Genomic DNA, 23614 nt, shown 5'->3' on the forward strand with positions numbered 1-23614 from the left:
TGATCATCAACCGGCACGATCTCTTCGGGGGTGGTGTTGGCCGGCTTTGGCTGGGCACACTGTTGGGTCCTGAGGCAACAGGCCTGTTTTCGCCCCTTTTGGGGGGTGGGTGTGTTGTCGCTCCATCTTGGTGGTGGGGTGTGGTGTTTGTTTTGTGGATAGTGGTTGCGAGCATCTAGCAAGCAAGGCTTGTGTCTTGTTTGTTTTTGCAATTTTTGTTTCTTGGTTTTTGTGATTTGTAAGTGTTTAAGGGCGCATGGTGGATGCCTTGGCATCGAGAGCCGATGAAGGACGTAGGAGGCTGCGATATGCCTCGGGGAGCTGCCAACCGAGCGTGGATCCGAGGATGTCCGAATGGGGAAACCCGGCACGAGTGATGTCGTGTCACCAACTGGTGAATGTATAGCCAGTGGGGAGGTAACGCGGGGAAGTGAAACATCTCAGTACCCGTAGGAAGAGAAAACAAAATGTGATTCCGTGAGTAGTGGCGAGCGAAAGCGGAGGATGGCTAAACCGTATGCATGTGATACCGGGTAGGGGTTGTGTGTGCGGGGTTGTGGGAGCGTCATGTCTGGGTCTACTCACCTGGAGGACAGTAAAAAAGTGTTGTGGTTAGCGGAAGTGGCTTGGGATGGCCTGCCGTAGACGGTGAGAGCCCGGTACGTGAAAACCCGATACCTGTCTTGTGACGATTTCCCGAGTAGCAGCGGGCCCGTGGAATCTGCTGTGAATCTGCCGGGACCACCCGGTAAGCCTGAATACTACTCGATGACCGATAGCGGATTAGTACCGTGAGGGAATGGTGAAAAGTACCCCGGGAGGGGAGTGAAATAGTACCTGAAACCATGTGCCTACAATCCGTCAGAGCCCTCTCTTTGAGTGGGGTGATGGCGTGCCTTTTGAAGAATGAGCCTGCGAGTCACCGGCACGTCGCGAGGTTAACCCGTGTGGGGTAGCCGCAGCGAAAGCGAGTCTGAATAGGGCGTATCACATCCGTTGGGGTGTGTGTAGTGGCGTGTTGTGGACCCGAAGCGGAGTGATCTACCCATGGCCAGGGTGAAGCGCGGGTAAGACCGCGTGGAGGCCCGAACCCACTTAGGTTGAAGACTGAGGGGATGAGTTGTGGGTAGGGGTGAAAGGCCAATCAAACTCCGTGATAGCTGGTTCTCCCCGAAATGCATTTAGGTGCAGCGTTGCGTGTTTCTCACTGGAGGTAGAGCTACTGGATGGCCGATGGGCCCTACTAGGTTACTGACGTCAGCCAAACTCCGAATGCCGGTGAGTATAAGCGTGGCAGTGAGACGGCGGGGGATAAGCTCCGTGCGTCGAGAGGGAAACAGCCCAGATCGCCGGCTAAGGCCCCAAAGCGTGTGCTAAGTGGAAAAGGATGTGCAGTCGCTTAGACAACCAGGAGGTTGGCTTAGAAGCAGCCACCCTTGAAAGAGTGCGTAATAGCTCACTGGTCAAGTGATTGTGCGCCGATAATGTAGCGGGGCTCAAGCACACCGCCGAAGCCGCGGCAATACGTAAGTATTGGGTAGGGGAGCGTCCTGCATCCGGTGAAGCCACAGAGTGATCTAGTGGTGGAGGGTGTGGGAGTGAGAATGCAGGCATGAGTAGCGATGAGGCAAGTGAGAACCTTGCCCGCCGAAAGACCAAGGGTTCCTGGGCCAGGCCAGTCCTCCCAGGGTGAGTCGGGACCTAAGGCGAGGCCGACAGGCGTAGTCGATGGACAACGGGTTGATATTCCCGTACCCGTGTGTGCGCGCCCATGATGAATCAGTGGTACTAACCACCCAAAAGGTGGTCGATTAATCCCTTCGGGGAGAGACGACTGCTGGCTGCGTGGGACCTTCGCTGGTAGTAGTCAAGCGATGGGGTGACGCAGGAAGGTAGCCGTACCAGTCAGTGGTAATACTGGGGCAAGCCCGTAGGACGTCAGATAGGCAAATCCGTCTGGCATGTAGTCCGAGAGGTGATGCATAGCCAATTGTGGCGAATTCGGTGATCCTATGCTGCCGAGAAAAGCCTCTAGCGAGCTCACACACGGCCCGTACCCCAAACCAACACAGGTGGTCAGGTAGAGAATACCAAGGCGTACGAGTTAACTATGGTTAAGGAACTCGGCAAAATACCCCCGTAACTTCGGGAGAAGGGGGACCCTCATACCGTCATGGCCTTCGCGGCCGGCAGCGGGAGGGGGTCGCAGAAACCAGTGAGAAGCGACTGTTTACTAAAAACACAGGTCCGTGCGAAGTCGCAAGACGATGTATACGGACTGACGCCTGCCCGGTGCTGGAAGGTTAAGAGGACCGGTTAACCCTTCGGGGTGAAGCTGAGAATTTAAGCCCCAGTAAACGGCGGTGGTAACTATAACCATCCTAAGGTAGCGAAATTCCTTGTCGGGTAAGTTCCGACCTGCACGAATGGCGTAACGACTTCTCAACTGTCTCAACCATAGACTCGGCGAAATTGCATTACGAGTAAAGATGCTCGTTACGCGCGGCAGGACGAAAAGACCCCGGGACCTTCACTATAGCTTGGTATTGATGTTCGATGCGGTTTGTGTAGGATAGGTGGGAGACTGTGAAACTCGCACGCCAGTGTGGGTGGAGTCGTTGTTGAAATACCACTCTGATCGTATTGGACCTCTAACTTCGAACCATGAAGCTGGTTCAGGGACAGTGCCTGGTGGGTAGTTTAACTGGGGCGGTTGCCTCCTAAAATGTAACGGAGGCGCCCAAAGGTTCCCTCAACCTGGACGGCAATCAGGTGTTGAGTGTAAGTGCACAAGGGAGCTTGACTGTAAGACTGACACGTCAAACAGGGACGAAAGTCGGGACTAGTGATCCGGCACCCCCGAGTGGAAGGGGTGTCGCTCAACGGATAAAAGGTACCCCGGGGATAACAGGCTGATCTTCCCCAAGAGTCCATATCGACGGGATGGTTTGGCACCTCGATGTCGGCTCGTCGCATCCTGGGGCTGGAGCAGGTCCCAAGGGTTGGGCTGTTCGCCCATTAAAGCGGCACGCGAGCTGGGTTTAGAACGTCGTGAGACAGTTCGGTCTCTATCCGCCGCGCGCGTCAGAATCTTGAGGAAACCTGTCCCTAGTACGAGAGGACCGGGACGGACGAACCTCTGGTGTACCAGTTGTTCCACCAGGAGCACGGCTGGATGGCTACGTTCGGACAGGATAACCGCTGAAAGCATCTAAGCGGGAAACCTACTCCAAGACCAGGATTCTCACCCTTTTAGAGGGATAAGGCCCCCCGCAGACCACGGGATTGATAGACCAGACCTGGAAGCACCGCAAGGTGTGCAGGGAACTGGCACTAACCGGCCGAAAACTTACAACACAAAGAAACAACAGTGTTGCCCGCAACCACACCACAAAATACTTAAAGACCCACACCCCACCACCAAACACAAACTTGGTGACACAGGTGAACCACCCCCACACCGGGAACCGGTTCACCACACAGGAAAAGAAAATAGAGTTACGGCGGAAATAGCGACAGGGAAACGCCCGGTCCCATCCCGAACCCGGAAGCTAAGCCTGTCAGCGCCGATGATACTGCCCACACGGGTGGAAAAGTAGGACACCGCCGAACACAACATTAAGACCTGTGCCCCCCAAGAAATTGGGGGGCACAGGCATTTGTGCATCAGGTCGCCTCCGCCGTCGGCCGGTGATGTCGGGCGGGCCGGCTCCGCCCGCGGGCGCTGACACGTGTCAAATTTTCCGTTGAAACTATTGCGGAGATCACTCCCTGGGGATACCTTTAAGGTTCAGTTAAGGATCTTTATAGGAGGAACCGCGTGCGAGTTAACGCTTGCTTACCGCTTGTTGCCACTGTTGCTGCTGCCAGTGTCTTCGCGGGTGCCCCTGTTGTCTCACCGTTAGCCCATGTGCAGTCGCCGGCGTTCTCGCTCACGGGGAACGGTACGTCGCTCGGAGACGGCGTCGCATTGATCATGGGCGGTACGGGCATTCCCCAGCCCACTCCCGCCTTTATGGCGGCCATCGACGAGCTCTTCTTGAAGCCGCATGGCTTCACCGGCGACCTGTACTCGCAGTTTGGCCCGGAGAACGTCAGTTCGACCTCGAGTGCGGTCGGCCTTCGGTACCTGGAGAACTCGATTGCCGAGCGGCTCAATGCCGGGACCGTGGATGCAGAGCATCCGATCGTGGTCTTCGGCTACTCCCAGAGTGGCGGGATCGCGGCAAACCTGGTGGCTTGGCTGCAAGAGAACGAGGTGTCCAACGACCTTGTCCGGATCGTGACGATCGGTTCCATGTCGGCCGCTCGGGTCGATCTCGATGGTTATCACACCGACGTCTACAACTACGAGTACGACCCGGTTGGGGTCAAGCCGATCTACGACAACCCGTTGTCGCAGCTCAACTCCGCGCTGGGTTTCATCTACGGACACTCGGTGTACGCGAGCGCGACTCCGGAAGAGATCGCGAATGCCATCGAACTACCGGTCAGCGACCCTGACTCGCTGACCACGTTCCACATGATGCCGTTGGAGATCCTGCCGCTGCTGGCACCGCTGCAGCTGCTCCCGATCATCGGAATGCCGCTCTATGAGCTGCTGGAGCCGGTAACCCGGATCTTGGTGAATCTCGGCTACGGCAGCATCGACCACGGCTGGCCGCCGGGAGACATCGACCAGTTGCCTGCCGGCGGTGGTCTGTTACCGCCCAACATCGACTTCGGTGACCTCGTCACCGCGTTGGGCAAGGCAGCGCTGGACGGGATCAGCAACTCCATCTCCAGCTGGTTCGACCCCGAGACGTACCACATCTACGGATTGAACGACCACCCGTCGCTGCTTCCGATCATCAACGAGGGATACCTGGCGGGATACCTGGACTCGCCGACCCCGACATTGGACGAGGCCCTGACCGGTCTGTCTGCCTTCCTGGCGGCGTTCACCAACCAAGACGTGTTCCCGATGCCCGACCCGATCGACATCATCGGCTAGGCCGCTGTTGCCCGAGATTCGGGGCCGGAACCACCCGTGGGGGGTTCCGGCCCCGGCTCGTTTCACGATCAGTCGAACAGGGTGGCGTGGCTGTGCTGCTGTTCGAGGGCGAGCAGGGTCCGCTTGCGGTCGATTCCGCCGCCGTACCCGGTGAGGCTGCCGTTGCTGCCAATCACCCGGTGGCAGGGGACGATGATCGAGATCGGGTTGCGGCCGTTGGCCAACCCAACTGCGCGCGACGCCGTGGGCGACCCGATCTGGCTGGCCAGCTCACCGTAAGAGCGCGTCTGGCCGTACGGGATGGTCAGTAGGGCAGTCCACACGCGGCGTTGGAATTCGGTGCCGGCCATCTCGTAGGCCAGATCGAAGTCGGTGAGGTCGCCGGCGAAGTAGGCCGCGAGCTGCTCCACCACATCCGGAAACGCGGTGTCGTCGCGAATCCAACCGGTCCGGCTGGGGGCGTGGGAGTGATCCAGCATCAACAGATGGCTGAGCTTGTCGTCATTGCCGGCCAAGGTCAGCGGACCGATGGGGCTATCGATGATGCGCTGCGTGGTCATGCGATCTCCTTCGACGCCGGTGGCCAGTCGTTCACGGCGTGATCGAGGCTGGCCCACAGATGCTGGGTGGCATAGGAGCGCCACGGTCGCCACCGCGCACTGCGCTGGATCAGGGCTTGCGGGGTGTCGGGCAGGCCGTATCGGCGCGCAGCCACCTGCACGCCGAGATCGGTGACGGGAAACGCGTCGGGGTCGCCCAGCCCGCGCATGGCGATCATCTCGGCGGTCCAGGCCCCGATACCCGGGAGCGCCATCAGGTCGTGGCGCGCCTGTTCCCAGTCGCAGCCCGCATTGAGGCCCAGAGTGCCGTCGGCCAAGCCCGCGACCAGAGTGAGCAGCGTTCGCCGACGGGCTTGAGGGAGGGCGAGCTGATCGGGATCGATGTCGGCGAGCCGTTCCACCGAGGGAAAGACATGAGTGAGCCCGCCTTCGGCATCGTCGATCTGTTGACCGTGGGCAAAAACTAGCCTATGGGTATGGGTGCGTGCGGCTTTGGTCGACACCTGCTGGCTGAGCACCGCCCGCACCGCGAGCTCGGCTTCGTCGACGGTACGCGGAATGCGTTGCCCCGGCGCCTTGGCCACCAGGGGAGCCAGATCGGAGTCGGCCGTAAGGGCCTCCACGACGGCTTCGGGGTCAGCGTCGAGGTCCAACAGTCGTCGGCAGCGGGTGATCGCGGCGGTGAGATCGCGGAAGTCGTCGAGCACGAGACGGCATCGGACATGGTCGGACGCCGGGCGCAGGCTGACAATGCCGTTGCCGTGCGGCAGCCGCAGAGTGCGCCGGTAGGCGCCGTCACGTACCTCCTCGCAACCGGGCACCGCGCACGCCGCCAGATGCCCGAACACACCCTCGAACGCAAACGGCGTGCGCACCGGTAGCCGCAGCGACAATGCGCCCGGACCGGGGGCCTCGCGGTCGGAGGGAGCTCGTGACCGCGCCACGGCATTGCTGCGCAACGCCGTCGGCGTCGTGGCGCACACGGCGCGGACGGTGTCATTGAACTGCCGAATACTGGCGAAGCCGGCGGCGAAGGCCACATCACCCAACGGCAGGTCGGTGGTCTCGATCAGCACGCGGGCGGTCTGCGTGCGCTGGGCGCGGGCCAGTGCCAGCGGGCCGGCGCCGACCTCGGCCTGCAGCAACCGCTGCAACTGGCGGGCCGAGTAGCCGAGGTGGCCGGCAAGCCCGCTTACGCCCTCCCTATCGACCGTGCCGTCGGCGATCAGGCGCATGGCCCGCCCCACGATGTCGCCGCGGATGTTCCATTCCGGAGAACCCGGCGCGGCGTCTGGTCGGCAACGCTTGCAGGCGCGGAAGCCGGCTCGCTGCGCTGCCGCGGCGGTGGGGTAGAACTCCACATTCGGCGGCAGCGGCGTGCGCGCCGGGCAACTGGGCCGGCAATAGATGCCTGTCGTGAGAACCGCGGTGATGAACCAGCCGTCGAAACGGGCGTCCTTGGACTTCACGGCGCGATAGCAGCGGTCGAAGTCGTCATGCACGTTTCCACGATGACACGCGACGGCCGACGACACTAGCGGGAAAGCGACACGACAGTGCCGGGCCGTTGGCGCGGCTGGGAGCTAGCATTCGGTGCGTGGCGGCACTGGTACAGCGGTACTTGGACGGGATCCTCGCCGAGCACGCCGGGGTGAGCCATGGCGCCCTGGCGAGCTACATCCCGGAATTGGCCGAAGTCGATCCCACGGGGTTCGGCCTGGCGTTGTCGTCGTCGGACGGCTACGTCTACGAGTCCGGCGACGCCGACGTGCAATTCACCATGCAGTCCATATCCAAGCCGTTCACCTACGCGCTCGCCCTCGATCAGCTGGGGCAGACGGACGTCGACGCGCGGATCGGCGTGGAACCCTCCGGTGAGGGCTTTAACAAGATCAGTGTGGATCAGGTCACCAATGTGCCGAAGAACCCGATGATCAACGCCGGGGCGATCGTGGCGTGTTCGCTGATACCCGGGAAGACCATTGAAGACCGCTTCGATCTTGTCCGGGACTTCTTCAGCGCCTGTGCCGGGCGCAGCCTGGACTTCGACGAGGCCGTGTACCAGTCCGAGCGGGCGAGCGGCAGCCGCAACCGCGGGATCGCTTATCTGCTGGAGAGTTTCGGCGCCTTGGGTGCGGACCCCGACGATGCGCTGGATCTCTACATCCGCCAGTGTTCGCTGAAGGTCACCAGCACCGACTTGGCCCGGATGGCCGCGACGCTGGCTCGCGGCGGCCTCAACCCCTTGACCGGGCGGCAGGTGACCGATGCCGCGGTGGTGCGGCGAACGCTGTCGGTCATGGTGACCTGCGGCATGTATGACGCCGCCGGTGCGTGGGTCAGTGCGGTCGGGATGCCGGCCAAGAGCGGTGTGGCCGGTGGCATCGTGGCGGTGCTGCCTGGACAGCTCGGTATCGGCGTCTATTCGCCGCGGATCGACGCCAAGGGCAACAGCGTGCGTGGGATGCTGGTGTGCCGCAGCCTGTCCCAACAGCTGGGGCTGCACTTCCTGACGGTGAGCAGTGAAGCGCATGCGGCGATTCGCGGGGTGTACACCCCACGTCCGGGCATTCGGGTCTACGAGGTGCACGGTGATCTGCTGTTCGCCGGCGCCGAACAGGTGGCCCGCACCGCGACCCGCGAATGTGGTGAGTTCGACACCGCGATCCTCGATGTCTCGCGGCTGCACACGATCAGCGAGCCGGCCCGCGGCCTGCTTGCGGGGCTCTCCGAGGAGCTGCGGGCATTGGACAAGCAGGGTCTGCTCGTCGATCCCAACGGATCAGTGTCGCCCGATCCGGCGGCCTATGCCGGGCTGGTGTTCGCCACGGTCGAGGATGCGCTGGCGGCAACCGAGACCTGGGCGGGGGACTAGACCCGCGTTACAGCGGGCTGGCCAGCACCGTGGGTGCTTCGTAGCCGCGCAACACGATCGAATCACCCACCACCCAGTGGGCCTGTTCGCTGATGCTGGCGGCATACATGGTCTTGGCCGTCGTCAACACGGGCAGTGGCTGGGTCTTCGCCAACTCGCACAGCCGGGCGGCCTCGTTGACCGGTTCGCCGATCACGGTGTACTCGAAACGTTCTTTGGCGCCGACGTTTCCGGCCACCACCTGCCCGGCCGCCACGCCGATGCCCGCCCGGATCTCCGGCACCTCGTCGGCCAGCCGGTACAGGATGGCCCGGGCCGCGGCCAACGCTTCGTCCTCGGGCTGGTCGAGGTGGTTCGGGGCGCCGAAGATCGCCAGAGTGGCATCGCCCTCGAATTTGTTGATCAGCCCCCGATGGCGGTCGACTTCGTCGACGACGACGGCGAAGAATCGGTTCAGCAGGGTGACGACCTCGGTCGCGGGCTTGGCGGTCACGATCTGCGTCGAGCCGACGATATCGACGAAAATGACTGCGACATGGCGCTCTTCGCCGCCCAGTTGTATCTGATCGCGTTCGGCGGCGGCGGCCACCTCACGTCCGACGTGGCGGCCGAACAGGTCGCGCACACGCTCACGCTCGCGCAGCCCGTGCACCATCGCGTTGAAACCGCTCTGCAGCTCACCGAGTTCGGTTCCGTCGAACACCACTAGATCGCCTTGTAGGTTGCCCTGCTCGACGCGTCGCAGAGCTGCGCGCACCACGCGTACCGGCGTTGCGGTGAGCCAGGACAGGATCAGCATGAGGAGGAACCCGAAAACCAGCGTCGTCACCGAGGCGATCAGCACGGCAACGCCGAACTGCGTCAACGTCAGGTTCTTCAGCACCACGGCGAACAAGGCGGTCAGGCCGATACCCAGAATGGGGACGCCCGAGGTGAGCAGCCAGACCATCATGGTCCGGCCCATGATGCCCGAGAGGATTCGCCGCGGCGGCGGACCGGCGGCCAGCGCCTGTGCGGCCACCGGCCGCAACGCGAATTCGGTGAACAGATAGCAGGCGGTGGCCACCAGAATGCCGCAGACGCTCATCGTGAAGCCGATGATCGGGATGAAGATCTTGTCGTATATGCCGTAGAGCGCGGTGAACAACACCGTCGCGACACCCCACAGGGCCAGCACGACCTGCGCCACTCGCCACGGAGTCAGGAAGGCGTTGCGTTCGTCGTCGCGGGTTGGCGTCTGTTCCTTGATGGCCCAACGCAATTTCTGGATGGTGCGCCGGGTGATTCCATAGGTGCCGGCGACCACCGCGATCACCACGTAGGCCGGCACCAGCCCGAAGGTCAGCCACTTTGGGGCGTCGGTGAACACATTGGGCACCGGAAAGGCCACCGTCACCAGCAGGACATCCACGGCGACACCGAGCAGGTTCGTGCCCACCATGACGATGGTCAAGATGAACTGAATACGTATCCGGCGCAGGTACTGACTTTCAGACACCTGGCCTAACAGCCAGGAGCCGTATTCGGGTGTCTCGGGCAGCCGACCGCTCTGACGCGTGAGCATCTCCAGCGCGCGGCCCAGGCGTTGCGCGGTCGTCTTTGTCGGCTTCATCGTGGCGTAAGAATAATTGCTCGGCGCGGGCCTTTAAGGTGGATCGGATGCGACTCGTAATCGCCCAGTGCACCGTCGACTATGTCGGCCGGCTCACCGCGCACCTACCCTCTGCCCGGCGACTGCTGCTGTTAAAGGCCGATGGTTCGGTCAGCGTGCACGCCGACGACCGTGCCTATAAGCCGCTGAACTGGATGAGTCCACCGTGCCGCATCACCGAGGAGACCGGCGGTGAATTGCCGGTCTGGGTGGTGGCGAACAACAAAACCGGCGACCAGCTGCGGATCACCATCGAGGAGATCGAGCACGACTCAAGCCACGAGCTGGGTGTCGACCCCGGTCTGGTCAAAGACGGCGTCGAAGCACAACTGCAGGCGCTGCTCGCCGAGCACGTCGAATTGCTCGGCGAGGGCTACTCGTTGGTGCGCCGCGAGTACATGACCGCGATCGGCCCGGTGGATCTGCTGTGTCGCGATGAAAACGGGCGCGCGGTCGCGGTGGAGATCAAGCGGCGCGGCGAGATCGATGGTGTGGAACAGCTCACGCGATACCTCGAACTGCTCAACCGCGACAGCCTGCTCGCGCCGGTCAGTGGGGTGTTCGCCGCCCAGCAGATCAAGCCGCAGGCCCGCACGCTGGCCACCGACCGCGGTATTCGTTGCCTGACACTGGATTATGACGCGATGCGCGGCATGGACAACGACGAATTCCGGCTGTTCTGATCGCCTTGCCGGAATAGGAGCGCACGGTCGCGCGTTGGAGGACCGCATGGCACTAGATGACCTTTTCCATCCCCTGACGGTCCGCTCGCTGACCGTTCCGAATCGGTTCGCGATGGCGCCGATGACCCGCCAGGCTTCGCCGGGTGGCATTCCGGGCAGCGATGTGGCCGAGTACTACCGGCGGCGTGCCGCGGGCGGGGTGGGACTGATCATCACCGAGGGCATCCGGCTGCCCGAACCGGCAGCGGGATTTCCGGCCAGCGTGCCGACGCTCGCCGGCGACGAGGTGCTCGCCGGCTGGACCCGCGTCGTCGACGGCGTCCACGCCGAGGGAGCGACGATCGCTGCGCAGCTGTGGCACCAAGGGGTTGAGCGCCGCGATGACGACGGTGTGGAACCGGTCGGTCCGTCGGGCATCGACGGGCACGGGGAACCGCGCGGCCGCGCCCTGCGGACCGACGAACTCGCCGAGATCGCACAGCTCTACGCCACCAGCGCCGCCACCGCACGAGACCTCGGCTTCGACACGGTCGAGATCCATGGTGCCCACGGCTATCTGCTCGACGAATTCTTCTGGGAACGCACGAATCGCCGTACCGACGGCTACGGCGGATCGTTGGCCGCTCGCACACGTTTTCCTGCAGAGGTGGTCGCGGCGGTGCGCGCCGCGGTCGGCCCGGACTATCCGATCATCTTCCGCTTCTCCCAGTGGAAGGGCACCGACTACGCGGCCTCCATCGCCGAGGACCCGACCCAGTTGCAGGAACTACTCACGCCCCTCGTCGACGCCGGCGTGGATGCCCTGCACCCCTCGACGCGCAGGCACTACGCCCCCGGCTTCCCCGACCATGACAGCGAGTTGAGCCTCGCTGGGTGGACCAAGAAGGTCACCGGCGTGCCGGTCATCGCAGTCGGGTCGGTCGGATTGGAAACGCAGTTCCGCAGCGAGAAGCGTGGCGAGGTGATTGCGCCCGCACCGGTCGACCGGCTGGTCGAACAGTTCGACGCCGGGGAGTTCGACGTGGTGGCCATCGGGCGCGCGCTGCTCGCCGACCCGACTTGGGTGAATCGCCTGCGTCGCGATGAGCTGGGCGGGTTCAGCGGCTACGACGCGGCGGCCGCGCTGTCCAAACTGGCCTGATGTGGGGTCACTAGGCTGATCGGCATGGCTCGCCGCAGTCCGTCGCGTCGGCAACAGCCGCTACGGCCGCTGCCGCTGCAACAGCGCGTGGAGACCGGCCCAGACGGCTACGAATACCTCGTCTTGCCGATTGCTGGCTCGCGGGCCGTCAAGGTCTACCGGTGCCCGGGTTGCGATCACGAAATCCGGTGCGGCATAGCCCATGTGGTGGTGTGGCTTGCCGAATTCGGCGACGCCGCAGGCGATGATCGGCGGCATTGGCATACGCCTTGCTGGGCTAACCGCAGCAACCGGGGTCCGACCCGAAAGTGGTCCTAGAAGGTCAGTGCGCTGCGGGGTTCGCGGCCGGCTCGACCAGCTCGACCAGCACGCCGCCGGCGTCCTTGGGGTGGATGAAGTTGATCCGCGAGTTCGACGTGCCGCGCCGCGGCGCCTCATAGAGCAACCGCACGCCCTGCTCGCGCAGCCGCTCGGAAAGCGCGTCGATGTCGCTGGTCCGGTAGGCCAGCTGCTGCAGGCCCGGGCCGCGCTTGTCCAGGAACTTCGCGATCGTCGAAGACTCGTCGATCGGGGCCATCAGCTGAATCTGGGCGCTGCCGACCGGCGCGCCGCGCACCGCGAGCATCGCCTCGACGATGCCCTGCTCCTCGTTGACCTCTTCGTGCAGCACGATCATCCCGAGCTTGTCGTGGTACCACTTCTTGGCCACTTCCAGGTCCGGGACCGCGATACCGACGTGGTCGACCGCCGTCACCAAGGCCGAGGCCAGGGCGGGGCGTGCCTCACAGGAGTCAGCGACGGATTCGGTGGTCATAACGTAACGGTAACCTGAGCGGAAACATCGTGCTGCGCCGACCGGAAGATCGGCCTTTCAGACCCGCCCGGGAGGTAGTCATGACGACATCGGTGATCGTTGCTGGGGCTCGGACCCCGATCGGCCGGTTGATGGGTTCGCTGAAGGATTTCTCCGGCAGCGACCTGGGCGCCGTGGCCATTGCCGGGGCGCTGGAGAAGGCGCAGGTGCCGGCGTCGCTGGTGCAGTACGTGATCATGGGCCAGGTGCTGACCGCGGGGGCCGGCCAGATGCCGGCGCGGCAGGCGGCGGTGGGCGCCGGCATCGGCTGGGACGTGCCGACGCTGACCATCAACAAGATGTGTCTGTCGGGAATCAACGCCATCGCCATGGCTGACCAGCTGATTCGCGCCGGCGAATTCGACGTGGTGGTGGCCGGCGGCCAGGAGTCGATGAGCAAGGCCCCGCACCTGCTGCTGGACAGCCGGTCGGGCTACAAGTACGGCGACGTGACGGTGCGTGACCACCTGGCCTACGACGGTCTGCACGACGTCTTCACCGACCAGCCGATGGGCGCGCTCACCGAGCAGCGCAACGACGAGGACAAGTTCACCCGCGCCGAGCAGGACGAGTTTGCGGCCGAGTCGCACCGTAGGGCCGCAGCGGCCTGGAAGGACGGCGTTTTCGCCGACGAGGTGGTGCCGGTGAAGATCCCGCAGCGTAAGGGCGATCCGCTGGAGTTCACCGAGGACGAGGGCATCCGGGCTAACACCACCGCGGAGTCGCTGTCCGGGCTCAAGCCGGCGTTCCGCTCCGGCGGCACCATCACCGCCGGCTCGTCGTCGCAGATCTCCGACGGCGCCGCCGCGGTGGTTGTGATGAGCAAGGCCAAGGCGCAGGAACTGGGTCTGGACTGGCTGTGCGAGATCGGCGCCCACGGCGTCGTGGCCGGGCCGGATTCGACCCTGCAGTCCCAGCCGGCCAATGCCATCAAGAAGGCGATCGAGCGCGAGGGGATCTCCGTCGACCAGCTCGACGTGGTGGAGATCAACGAGGCCTTCGCGGCGGTGTCGCTGGCCTCGACCCGGGAGCTGGGGCTCAACGGCGACGCGGTCAACGTGCACGGCGGCGCGATCGCCGTCGGGCACCCCATCGGGATGTCCGGTGCGCGGATCACGCTGCACGCCGCTCTTGAGCTCAAGCGGCGCGGCTCGGGCTATGCGGTGGCCGCGCTGTGCGGTGCCGGCGGCCAGGGCGACGCGCTGATCCTGCGGGCGGGGTAGCGGCTTGCCTACGGTTGCGTAGGTTGCTGGCGCGGCCCGTTTCCGTGTCGCGACGCGCGGGTGTGATCTTGGTCATAGTGCGTTGGTCGTGCGCGGAAACGGCCGTCGGCGGCGCCGCGAGGACGGCGTGACAGACTTGACGGCGTGACGCGTCCTCGACCCCCGATCGGCCCGGCGTTGGCCGGAGCAGTGGACTTGTCCGGCCTCAAGAAGCCGGCTCAATCCGGCGGCGCCGCCGCGAACACCCCGGCTCCGCCGGGTGCCACCGAGATCACCGAGGCCAACTTCGAAGACGAGGTGCTGGTCCGGTCCAATCAGGTGCCGGTGGTGGTGCTGCTGTGGTCGCCGCGCAGCGAAGCCTGCATTCAGCTCGCCGACAACCTGGCTGCGCTGGCTCAGGCGGACAACGCCGGCGGCGCGCCCAAGTGGGCGCTGGCGACCGTCAACGTCGACGTCGCCCCGCGGGTGGCGCAGGTGTTCGGCGTGGACGCGGTGCCGACCGTGGTGGCACTGGCCGCCGGCCAACCGATCACCAGCTTTCAGGGGCCCCAGCCGCCCGACCAGCTGCGCCGCTGGGTGGACTCGCTGGTGTCGGCCACCGCGGGCAAGCTTGCCGGCGGCGGCGGCGACGCTGAGCAGCCGGAGCCGGTGGACCCGGTGCTGGCACAGGCCCGTGACCAACTCGACGCCGGTGACTTCCCGGCGGCGCGAGCCTCTTATCAGGCGTTGCTGGACACCGACCCCAACCACGTCGAAGCCAAGGGGGCGCTGCGCCAGCTGACCTTCCTGGAACGCGCAACAGCTCGGCAACCCGATGCACCCGCACAGGCCGACGCCGAGCCGGGCAACGTCGAGGCCGCCTTCGCCGCCGCTGACGTGCAGATCCTCAACCAAGACGTCACCGCTGCGTTCGACCGGTTGATCGCACTGGTGCGACGGACCGCCGGTGACGAGCGGACTGAGGTGCGGACCCGGCTGGTGGAGTTGTTCGAGCTGTTCGACCCCGCCGACCCGGAGGTCGTTGCCGGCCGGCGCAATCTGGCCAACGCGCTGTACTGACCCAGCCGGCTGACGCTATTCGGGCGCCAGCCACACCGCCGACAGGGCCGGCAACACCAGCACCGCCGAGGCCGGACGGCCGTGCCACGGTTCGTCGGTGGCCACGACCCCGCCGAAGTTGCCCTCACCCCACCCGCGGTAGCCGGCCGCGTCGGTGTTGAGCACCTCACGCCAGCGACCCGCGCGCGGCAGCCCCAGGTGGTAATCGGCGTGGGTGACGCCGGCGAAGTTGAACACGCAGGCCAGCACCGAACCGTCGGTGCCGTAGCGCAGGAAGCTCAGCACGTTGTTGGTGGAGTCGTTGGCGTCGATCCAGGAATAGCCGCGCGGGTCGGAGTCCTGGGTCCACAGCGCGGGCAGTGCGCGGTAGTGGGCGTTGAGGTCGCTGACCAGCCGCAGGATGCCAGGGGAGTAGCCGTCGGGCTCGATCTGCGGGTCGAGCTGGAACCAGTCGACTCCGCGCTCGTTGCACCACTCGGCGCGCTGGCCGAATTCCTGGCCCATGAACAGCAATTGCTTGCCGGGATGCGCCCACTGGTAGGCCAGCAGGGCGCGCAGGCCCGCGGCCTTGTGGTGGTCCTCTTGATAGCCGAAGCCGGGCATCCTGGACCACAGCGTGCCCTTGCCGTGCACCACCTCGTCGTGGCTGACCGGCAGCACGTAGTTCTCGCTGAAGGCGTAGAGCATCGAGAACGTCATGTTGTGGTGGTGGTAGCTGCGGTGCACCGGATCGTGGCCGAGGTAGGCCAACGTGTCGTGCATCCAGCCCATGTTCCACTTCATCGAAAATCCCAGTCCGCCAAGGCTGGTGTCGCGGGTGACTCCTGGCCAGGAGGTGGACTCCTCGGCGATGGTCACGATGCCCGGTGCGACCCGGTGGGTGGTCGCGTTCAGCTCCTGCAGGAACTGAACCGCCTCCAGGTTCTCGCGGCCGCCGTGGATGTTGGGGGTCCACCCGCCGTGCGGGCGCGAATAGTCCAGGTAGAGCATCGATGCCACGGCATCCACCCGCAGCCCGTCCACGTGGAACTCGGTCAGCCAATACAGCGCATTGGCGACCAGGAAGTTGCGCACCTCCGGGCGACCGAAGTCGAACACGTAGGTGCCCCAGTCGAGTTGCTCACCGCGGCGTGGATCGGAGTGCTCGTAGAGCGGCGTCCCGTCGAATCGGCCCAGCGCCCAGTCGTCTTTGGGGAAGTGCGCCGGCACCCAGTCCACGATGACGCCGATACCGGCACCGTGCAGGGCGTCGACCAACGCCCGGAAGTCGTCGGGAGTGCCGAAGCGCGCCGTCGGGGCGTAATACGACGTCACCTGGTATCCCCAAGACCCGCCGAAAGGGTGTTCCGCCACCGGCAGCAGTTCGACATGGGTGAAGCCTTGTTGAACCACGTATTCGGTCAGTTCCACCGCCAGTTGGCGGTAGGTGAGCCCCGGGCGCCAAGAGCCCAGATGGACCTCGTAGGTGCTCATCGGCTCGCTCACCGGGTCGCGCTTGCAGCGCTGCGCCATCCAGTCGGCGTCGTTCCAGGTGTAGTCACTGGTCGTCACCATCGATGCGGTCCGCGGCGGCACCTCGGTGGCGTAGGCAAACGGATCGGCGCGCTCGGTGACCGCGCCGTCGGCCCCGTGGATACGGAACTTGTAGAGGCCGGCGGGGGGGAAGTCGGGCCAGAACACCTCCCAGATTCCCGAGGAGCCCAATGATCGCAGCGGGACGTCGTCACCGGCCCAGCCGTTGAAATCACCGATCAGGCTCACCCCGATGGCATTGGGCGCCCACACCGCGAAGGACACGCCGGACACCTCGCCGTCGGGTGTGGTGAAGCTGCGGTGCTGAGCCCCCATCACCTCCCAGAGACGTTCGTGGCGTCCCTCGGCGAACAGGTACAGGTCGAATTCGCCCAGCGTCGGCGCGAATCGATACCCATCGGCGACCGTCTGCACCCCGGTGGGCTCGGCGAATTCGGCCGTCTCGGGGTAGTGCACCTCCAGCCGGTAATCGATGAGATCGGTGAACGGTAGGGCGGCCGCGAACAACCCGGACCCCAGGTCGCGCATGACGAAGCGTTCGGTACCGACGAGCACCGCCACGCGCCGAGCGCGTGGGCGCAGTGCCCGGATGATGGTGGTCCTGCCGTATTCGTGAGCGCCCAGGACGGAATGCGGATCGTGGTGCTCACCGGCCAGCAGCCGGGCCAGGTCGCCACGATGGGGTGCCAGGTGTCGGGTCATCGTGCTCATCAGCGGCGCAGCAGCTCGATGCGGGCACCGGCGTTGATCGGCGGCATGGTGACGATGTGGGCGACCGCGTGTGCCGGGTCCAAGCGCACGTAGTTGTCCTGTCCCCAGTTGTAGTCTTCACCGCTGATCTGGTCACGTACCCAGAAGCGTTGGTAATCAGGCATTCCCAGCGCCCACATGTCGAGGTGCAGCGTCGCCTGCTCAGCGCTGAATGGATTCAGTGTGACCACTACCAGCACGGTGTCGCCGGTAGCCGGGTCGAACTTGCTGTAGGCCAGCAGTGCGTCGTTGTCGACATGATGGAAGTGCACGGTGCGCAGCTGGTTGAAGGCCGGGTGCAGCCGGCGAATCTCATTGAGCCGGGCGATGAACGGCTCTAGGGAGCGGCCTTCGGCGACGGCGCCGGCAAAATCGCGGGGGCGAAGCTCGTACTTCTCCGAATCGAGGTACTCCTCGCTGCCTTCATGCACTGCCCGGTCCTCGAACAACTCGAATCCGGAGTACACGCCCCACGCCGGCCCCAGTGTCGCTGCCAGTACCGCGCGGATGGCGAACATTCCGGGGCCGCCGTGCTGCAGGCTGGCGTGCAGGATGTCGGGGGTGTTGACGAACAGATTCGGCCGCCGGAAATCGGCGAGTTCGGCGATCTGCTGGCCGAACTCCGTGATCTCGGATTTCGTTGTCCGCCAGGTGAAGTACGAGTAGGACTGGGTGAAGCCCAGCTTGGCCAAACCGTACTGGCGCGCCGGTGGGGTGAACGCCTCGGACAGGAACAGCACATCCGGGTCGATGTTCTTGACGGCGGCGATCAACCAGAGCCAGAAGTCCGGAGGCTTGGTGTGCGGGTTGTCGACCCGAAAGATCTTCACCCCGTGGTCCATCCAGAACCGGACCACCCGCAACACCTCGGTGTACAGGCCGGCCGGATCGTTGTCGAAGTTCAGCGGGTAGATGTCCTGGTACTTCTTCGGCGGGTTCTCCGCGTAGGCGATGGTGCCGTCGGGCAGCTCGGTGAACCATTCCCGATGCTGGGCAGCCCAAGGATGATCCGGTGCGCACTGCAACGCCAGGTCCAGCGCAACCTCCAGGTCGAGCCGGTGGGCCGCGGCGACGAAGTCGTCGAAGTCACCGATGTCGCCCAGCGCCGGATGCACCGCGTCGTGACCGCCCTCGGTGCTGCCGATGGCCCACGGCGAACCCACATCCCCGGGTTCGGCCGTCGCGGAGTTGTTGCGGCCCTTGCGGTGTATTCGTCCGATGGGGTGCACCGGCGGCAGGTACACCACGTCAAACCCCATCTGTGCGATCCGGGGCAGTGCCGCGGTGGCCGTGGCGAACGTGCCGTGTACCGGGCGGCCCTCGGCGTCCCAACCGCCGGTCGAGCGCGGAAACATCTCGTACCACGCGCCGCGGCGTGCCAGCGGCCGATCCACCCACACCCGGTGCGGGACGCCGGTGGTGACCAGCTCACGCAGCGGGTAGCGGGCTAGCAGTTCGTCGAGTTCGGCCGACAGGGCCGGCGCGGCCCGCGACACGGGATCGCCTGAGGCACGCAATGCCGCGGCCGCTGCCAGCACCGGTTCGCGCCGTGCGGTCGGGACCCCGGCTGCGGCACGGTCGAACAGGTCGGCGCCGATCAACAGGTCGTTGGACAGTTCGGCCGCGGCCTGGCCGGCGTCCAGCTTGGCGGTCACCGCGTGCCGCCAGCTCTGCAACGGATCCCCCCAACCCTCGACGTGGAAGGTCCACAAGCCGACGGCGTCGGGGGTGAAGGCGCCGTGGAAGACGTAGGCGTCGAACCCGGTGTGCATGGGCAGATGCAGTGCTGAACCGGTCGAGGTCGGTGGGGGATCACCGGGCAGCGGATAGTGGCGCCCGCCGTAGCGCACCACTAACGTCGCAGCGACGGCCTCATGGCCTTCACGCCAGACGGTGGCCTTGACCGGCACGGTCTCACCGACCACCGCCTTGGCCGGGTAACGGCCGCACGAGACGACCGGTTCGACATCGTCGACCTCGACTCGTCCAGCCACCACACTCCGTTCGTCGTCGGGCTGTATGCGCCCACGGTAGCTGTCCAGCGACGTCCACCGGAACCGAGCGAGGTGTTCGCAACCGAATCGTCAGGTCTGTTCGGCAGCCTCCGCTTCGGTAAGGTGGTGAGTCGTGAAGGCCCTCCGCCGGTTCACCGTTCGCGCCCACCTTCCCCAGAGGCTGCTGGCACTCGAGCAGCTGTCGATGAACCTGCGCTGGTCGTGGGAGCAGCCGACGCAGGAGCTCTTCGCCGCCATCGACCCCGAATTGTGGGACGGGTGTGGGCGCGACCCGGTCGCGCTGCTCGGTGCGGTCAGTCCCGCGCGGCTCGAAGAGCTGGCCGCCGACCCGGAGTTCACCGCCCGGCTCGATGCTCTGTCTGCCGACCTCACGGCGTATCTGACCCGGCCGAGGTGGTATCAGCACCAGCAAGACGGCGGGGCGGCGTTGCCGACGGCGGTCGCCTACTTTTCGATGGAATTCGGTGTCGCCGAAGCTCTGCCCAACTACTCAGGCGGCCTGGGGATCCTGGCCGGGGATCACCTGAAGTCGGCGTCGGACCTGGGCGTGCCGCTGATCGCGGTGGGGCTGTACTACCGGTCCGGGTATTTCCGTCAAGCGTTGACCGCCGACGGCTGGCAACGCGAAACCTATCCGGCACTGGATCCGCAGGGGCTGCCGTTGCGGCTGCTGGTCGATACCGACGGCAGGCCGGTGCTGATCGATGTGGCGTTGCCCGGCGCCGGCCGGTTGCGGGCCCGGATCTGGGTCGCGCAGGTGGGCCGAGTGCCGTTACTGCTGCTGGATTCCGACATCGGTGAGAATCCCCACCAGCTGCGCGGAATCACCGACCGGTTGTATGGCGGCGACCAGGAGCATCGGATTCGTCAGGAGATCCTGGCAGGCATCGGCGGTGTGCGGGCGATCCGCGAATTCACCCGGTTGCAAGGCATGCCCGCTCCCGAGGTCTTTCACATGAACGAGGGACACGCGGGCTTCCTCGGCGTCGAACGCATCCGTGAGCTGATCGCCGAGCAGGGACTGGATTTCGACACCGCGCTGGCCGTAGTCCGTTCGGCGACGGTGTTCACCACCCACACCCCGGTGCCGGCCGGAATCGACCGGTTTCCCGCCGACATGGTGTGCCGCTATTTCGACGACAGCGGTGATGCCCTGGTCGCCGGGGTGCCCACCGAGCGGATCATGGAACTGGGCGTGGAACACGATCCCGGGATGTTCAACATGGCCCACATGGGCCTGCGGCTGGCGCAGCGCGCCAACGGTGTTTCGCGGCTGCACGGCCGGGTCAGTCGGGTCATGTTCAACGACCTGTGGCCGGGGTTCGACGGCGACGAGGTGCCGATCGGCTCGATCACCAACGGCGTGCACGCGCCGAGTTGGGCGGCGCCGCCGTGGCTGCAGCTCAGTCGCGACGTGGCCGCGCCCGACTCGTTCAGCGAGCCCGCGGCCTGGCAACGTCTGCAGCAGGTCGATCCCGTGACGCTGTGGTCCATCCGCTCGCAGCTGCGGGCCCTGCTCGTCGACGAGGTCCGGCTGCGGTTGCTGCAGTCCGGGCTGGAACGCGGCTCCTCGGAGGCCGAGTTGGGCTGGATCGCTACGGCATTCGACCCTGACGTGCTGACGATCGGCTTCGCCCGACGGGTGCCGACGTACAAGCGGTTGACGCTGATGCTGCGTGATCCCGACCGATTGGAGCAGCTGCTGCTTGACGAGCAGCGCCCCGTCCAGCTGATCGTCGCCGGTAAGTCCCATCCGGCCGACGACGACGGCAAGGCGCTGATTCAGCAGGTGGTGCGGTTCGCCGACCGCCCGGAGGTGCGGCACCGCATTGCATTCCTGCCCGACTACGACATGTCGATGGCGCGGCGCCTCTACTCGGGATGCGATGTCTGGCTGAACAATCCGCTGCGCCCGTTGGAGGCCTGCGGTACCTCCGGAATGAAGAGCGCGCTCAACGGCGGGCTGAACCTGTCGATTCGCGACGGCTGGTGGGACGAGTGGTTCGACGGTCAGAACGGCTGGGCGATTCCCACCGCGGACGGGGTCGCCGACGAGAATCGGCGCGACGACCTGGAAGCCGCGGCGCTCTACGACCTGCTGGCGTCATCGGTGGTGCCGAAGTTCTACGAACGCGACGACCGGGGCGTGCCGCCGCGCTGGATGAAGATGGTGCACCACACCCTGCAGACGCTGGGGCCGAAAGTGCTGGCGTCGCGGATGGTGCATGACTACGTGGAGCAGTGCTATGCGCCGGCCGCGCAGTCGTTGCGGCGCACCTGCGAGCCGATCGACGGTGTGCCCTTCGGTGCGGCACGTCAATTGGCCGACTACCGGCGTCGGGCAGAAGCGGCCTGGCCGCACATCCAGATCACCGACGTCGACAGCACCGGGCTGCCCGACGCACCCTGGCTGGGCTCGGAGCTGACGCTGACTGCCTCGGTGCGTCTGGCTGGGTTGCGGCCGGACGAGGTGGCCGTTCAGGCGGTGCTGGGCCGAGTGGATTCCGGTGACACCCTGCTGGATCCGGTCACCGTGGCGATGTCGCACGCCCACACTAACGCCGACGGAACGGAAGTCTTCTCCACGACCAGTCGGCTACCGGTGGCCGGGTCGGTGGGCTACACCGTGCGGGTGCTGCCGTGCCATCCGTTGCTGTCCGGCGATGCCGAACTGGGCCTGGTGACGTTGGCCTGAGGCCGACAGGGGGCGGCGTGAGCCTTCCCGTCGCTGACATTGCGCTCAGGGCTGCGATTCGTCGCGATCTACGACCCTCAGTGCAATCTGAACGGTTCGCCGTCCTGCGGAGAACGCCTGATCACGGGAATCGGGCCAGGCAGCGATCGAAATCGCCGAGCACCCCGGTGCGGTAGGCATCGATGCGCGAGAAGCCGGCCGGCACCGACTCGCCGTTGATATCGCCGGCGGCCAGACCGTTGGTCAGCAACCCGGCGACCGCCTCGTCCAGATCACCCGCGGTCAATGCGATCCTGCCGCCGTTGGAGGTGGTGACGCCCTGGGACAGCCGCGTGGTGGCCACCCCGGTTAGGCACGCGGTGCGCAGCGCGGCCGCGGCGTTGTCGAGCACCAGCCCGCCGTGCTCGATCTGCACGCGCTGCAAGTACCGCGAGATCAGTGCCGAGTAGGCGGTGTTGTCACCGGACAGCGTCGCCAACTTCTGGTCCTTGCTGGGGGTGCCCATGGTCTGCAGGGCCGGCAGGTCGACCGCGATGGTGTTGGTCGCCGGGCAATAGGAGGCCGGCGGGCTGGGGCGCGCGTCCGAGCACGACGATGCGGTCGCGGCGTCGAACGTGAGTTTCGGTGGCTGGGCCGGCGTGAACGCGATGTTCATCGCGTCGATAACCAGCCGCACCGATTCCTCGCTGACCGGCACCTCACCGGTCTCGTCCTGTTGCAGCTGCACCGGCAGTTCGCCGCGCCGCTGCTCGATCTCCTTGGCGTCGATGGCCTTACACGAGCCGGCGCCGTCGGTGAACCCGAACTGGAACGCCGAGATCCGCTCGAAGGCCGAGCCATGCTCGTTGTTGCCGATCGACTCGTCGGGACCGAGCAACGGATCCCGCAGCGCCAGCATCGCGGCCAACACCCCGTTGAGCCCGTCGCCGGTGCTCAACGTGAAGCGCGGGGAATCCCCCTGGGCCACCCAGCGCAGGTAGACACCCGCCAGGCAGTCGGCCTGCTGCTCGGCCACCAGTGTCGGGGTCTGGCGCCGTTTGGTGATGCCGGCGGTGCGGGCGATCGCGTGGCCGTACTCGTGGGCGAGCACCATGGTGATGGCCATATCGCCATAGGCGCTGCGCAGTGCGGGCAGCAGCAGTCGGCGATCCCAGCCGATGGTGTTGTCCAGATAGCAGTAGGCCGCGTTCACCAACAGGAAAGTCCTGCTGTCACAGAACTTTCCGCGTAGTTGCGCCGGATCCCAGGACAGCAGTGATTTCGCCGGCTTGAAATCGCCGTCGAAGGTGTTGGGATAGGTCGTGGTCCAGAACGCCTCGAGGTCGCTGACGGACTGGGCAGCGAGCTGATCGATCCGTCCACCGTCGGTGCCGTCGACCTCCCGGGTCGGCGGCGGGGCGTCAGGGCGCAGCCCGGTGGGGCCGTCGACGGCCTGCAGGCCGCCCACCCGGAACGGGTCGGCGAAGACCGACACGGGTTTCCCGTCGAGCATGCGGGCACATCCGCTCAGCAACAACACCAGCGCGCAGGCGGTGACGAGCACACGGTGGTTGGCAGGGCGCATGAGGTATCACGATAGTGGG

15 protein-coding genes and 2 rRNA genes are annotated in these 23614 nt (G+C 65.4%); 10 read left to right on the forward strand and 7 right to left on the reverse strand.

Annotated features, from left to right (window positions below; all coding sequences use genetic code 11):
* The first annotated feature begins 236 nt into the window (after window positions 1-236).
* From RCP37_RS06605 to RCP37_RS06615, 3 genes are all read left to right on the forward strand, one after another.
* Window positions 237-3357: ribosomal RNA gene (locus RCP37_RS06605) — 23S ribosomal RNA — on the forward strand.
* 142 nt (window positions 3358-3499) lie between these two features.
* Window positions 3500-3612, forward strand: a 5S ribosomal RNA gene (gene rrf, locus RCP37_RS06610).
* A 298-nt stretch (window positions 3613-3910) separates the two neighbouring features.
* Window positions 3911-4993: a PE-PPE domain-containing protein gene (locus RCP37_RS06615; RefSeq protein ID WP_308486135.1), complete on the forward strand. Its 1083-nt coding sequence runs from the start codon at window positions 3911-3913 to the stop codon at window positions 4991-4993.
* Between the two features lie 68 nt (window positions 4994-5061).
* On the opposite strand, the gene RCP37_RS06620 is transcribed toward RCP37_RS06615, so the two are convergent.
* Both RCP37_RS06620 and RCP37_RS06625 read right to left on the reverse strand, forming a co-directional pair.
* Entirely contained in the window at window positions 5062-5553 is a 492-nt protein-coding gene (locus RCP37_RS06620; RefSeq protein WP_308486136.1) for a methylated-DNA--[protein]-cysteine S-methyltransferase, read from the reverse strand.
* Window positions 5550-7055 (reverse strand): DNA-3-methyladenine glycosylase 2 family protein, encoded by a 1506-nt coding sequence (locus RCP37_RS06625; RefSeq protein WP_308486137.1) that lies wholly within the window; start codon window positions 7053-7055, stop codon window positions 5550-5552. Before RCP37_RS06625 ends, RCP37_RS06620 begins: the two co-directional genes overlap by 4 nt.
* 95 nt (window positions 7056-7150) lie before the next feature.
* On the opposite strand from RCP37_RS06625, the gene glsA reads away from it, so the two are divergent.
* Complete coding sequence (gene glsA, locus RCP37_RS06630; protein WP_308486138.1) at window positions 7151-8428, forward strand: glutaminase A; 1278 nt, start codon at window positions 7151-7153, stop codon at window positions 8426-8428.
* 7 nt (window positions 8429-8435) lie between these two features.
* Here glsA and RCP37_RS06635 read toward each other — a convergent pair whose 3' ends face one another.
* Window positions 8436-10040 (reverse strand): adenylate/guanylate cyclase domain-containing protein, encoded by a 1605-nt coding sequence (locus RCP37_RS06635; protein WP_308486139.1) that lies wholly within the window; start codon window positions 10038-10040, stop codon window positions 8436-8438.
* A 47-nt stretch (window positions 10041-10087) separates the two neighbouring features.
* Here RCP37_RS06635 and nucS point away from each other — a divergent pair, with 47 nt between their 5' ends.
* Genes nucS through RCP37_RS06650 form a run of 3 tightly spaced genes read left to right on the forward strand, consistent with a single transcriptional unit; the run spans window position 10088 to window position 12221 of the window.
* Window positions 10088-10762: an endonuclease NucS gene (nucS, locus tag RCP37_RS06640; RefSeq protein WP_308486140.1), complete on the forward strand. Its 675-nt coding sequence runs from the start codon at window positions 10088-10090 to the stop codon at window positions 10760-10762.
* 46 nt (window positions 10763-10808) lie between these two features.
* Window positions 10809-11903, forward strand: coding sequence for an NADH:flavin oxidoreductase (locus RCP37_RS06645; protein ID WP_308486141.1), 1095 nt, complete (start codon window positions 10809-10811; stop codon window positions 11901-11903).
* Between the two features lie 24 nt (window positions 11904-11927).
* The gene (locus RCP37_RS06650; RefSeq protein ID WP_308486142.1) at window positions 11928-12221 is read left to right on the forward strand and encodes an Rv1322 family protein; all 294 of its coding nucleotides are present in this window, start codon (window positions 11928-11930) and stop codon (window positions 12219-12221) included.
* Window positions 12222-12225: 4 nt separating this feature from the next.
* Here the strand turns inward: RCP37_RS06650 and mce are convergent, their stop codons facing one another.
* Window positions 12226-12717: a methylmalonyl-CoA epimerase gene (mce, locus tag RCP37_RS06655; RefSeq protein WP_308486143.1), complete on the reverse strand. Its 492-nt coding sequence runs from the start codon at window positions 12715-12717 to the stop codon at window positions 12226-12228.
* A gap of 80 nt (window positions 12718-12797) precedes the next feature.
* On the opposite strand from mce, the gene RCP37_RS06660 reads away from it, so the two are divergent.
* Both RCP37_RS06660 and RCP37_RS06665 read left to right on the forward strand, forming a co-directional pair.
* A complete protein-coding gene (locus tag RCP37_RS06660; RefSeq protein ID WP_308486144.1) occupies window positions 12798-13979 on the forward strand; it encodes an acetyl-CoA C-acetyltransferase in 1182 nt (393 codons plus the stop codon).
* Between the two features lie 144 nt (window positions 13980-14123).
* Window positions 14124-15038 carry a tetratricopeptide repeat protein gene (locus RCP37_RS06665; RefSeq protein WP_308486145.1) on the forward strand — a complete coding sequence of 305 codons (915 nt, stop codon included), beginning with the start codon at window positions 14124-14126 and terminating at the stop codon, window positions 15036-15038.
* Window positions 15039-15053: 15 nt separating this feature from the next.
* Here the strand turns inward: RCP37_RS06665 and glgB are convergent, their stop codons facing one another.
* Both glgB and RCP37_RS06675 read right to left on the reverse strand, forming a co-directional pair.
* On the reverse strand, window positions 15054-17282 hold the full coding sequence (gene glgB / locus RCP37_RS06670; protein WP_308486146.1) for a 1,4-alpha-glucan branching protein GlgB: 2229 nt from the start codon (window positions 17280-17282) through the stop codon (window positions 15054-15056).
* Window positions 17282-19315, reverse strand: coding sequence for an alpha-1,4-glucan--maltose-1-phosphate maltosyltransferase (locus RCP37_RS06675; RefSeq protein ID WP_308486147.1), 2034 nt, complete (start codon window positions 19313-19315; stop codon window positions 17282-17284). The genes glgB and RCP37_RS06675 overlap by 1 nt, the downstream gene beginning before the upstream one ends.
* A 133-nt stretch (window positions 19316-19448) precedes the next feature.
* Here RCP37_RS06675 and glgP point away from each other — a divergent pair, with 133 nt between their 5' ends.
* Window positions 19449-22031, forward strand: a complete 2583-nt coding sequence (gene glgP, locus RCP37_RS06680; RefSeq protein ID WP_308486148.1) for an alpha-glucan family phosphorylase — start codon at window positions 19449-19451, stop codon at window positions 22029-22031.
* A gap of 121 nt (window positions 22032-22152) precedes the next feature.
* On the opposite strand, the gene RCP37_RS06685 is transcribed toward glgP, so the two are convergent.
* Window positions 22153-23595: a neutral zinc metallopeptidase gene (locus RCP37_RS06685; protein WP_308486149.1), complete on the reverse strand. Its 1443-nt coding sequence runs from the start codon at window positions 23593-23595 to the stop codon at window positions 22153-22155.
* Window positions 23596-23614 lie beyond the last annotated feature (19 nt).

The organism is Mycolicibacter sp. MU0102, from assembly GCF_963378105.1.
Taxonomy (GTDB): Bacteria; Actinomycetota; Actinomycetes; order Mycobacteriales; family Mycobacteriaceae; genus Mycobacterium; species Mycobacterium holstebronense.

Bases quoted from the DNA above. Each gene is read 5' to 3' on its own strand.
- RCP37_RS06620 (WP_308486136.1), bottom strand. From the start codon at position 5,553: ATGACCACGCAGCGCATCATCGATAGCCCCATCGGTCCGCTGACCTTG.
- RCP37_RS06635 (WP_308486139.1), bottom strand. From the start codon at position 10,040: ATGAAGCCGACAAAGACGACCGCGCAACGCCTGGGCCGCGCGCTGGAG.
- nucS (WP_308486140.1), top strand. From the start codon at position 10,088: ATGCGACTCGTAATCGCCCAGTGCACCGTCGACTATGTCGGCCGGCTC.
- RCP37_RS06645 (WP_308486141.1), top strand. From the start codon at position 10,809: ATGGCACTAGATGACCTTTTCCATCCCCTGACGGTCCGCTCGCTGACC.
- RCP37_RS06650 (WP_308486142.1), top strand. From the start codon at position 11,928: ATGGCTCGCCGCAGTCCGTCGCGTCGGCAACAGCCGCTACGGCCGCTG.
- mce (WP_308486143.1), bottom strand. From the start codon at position 12,717: ATGACCACCGAATCCGTCGCTGACTCCTGTGAGGCACGCCCCGCCCTG.
- RCP37_RS06660 (WP_308486144.1), top strand. From the start codon at position 12,798: ATGACGACATCGGTGATCGTTGCTGGGGCTCGGACCCCGATCGGCCGG.
- glgB (WP_308486146.1), bottom strand. From the start codon at position 17,282: ATGAGCACGATGACCCGACACCTGGCACCCCATCGTGGCGACCTGGCC.
- RCP37_RS06685 (WP_308486149.1), bottom strand. From the start codon at position 23,595: ATGCGCCCTGCCAACCACCGTGTGCTCGTCACCGCCTGCGCGCTGGTG.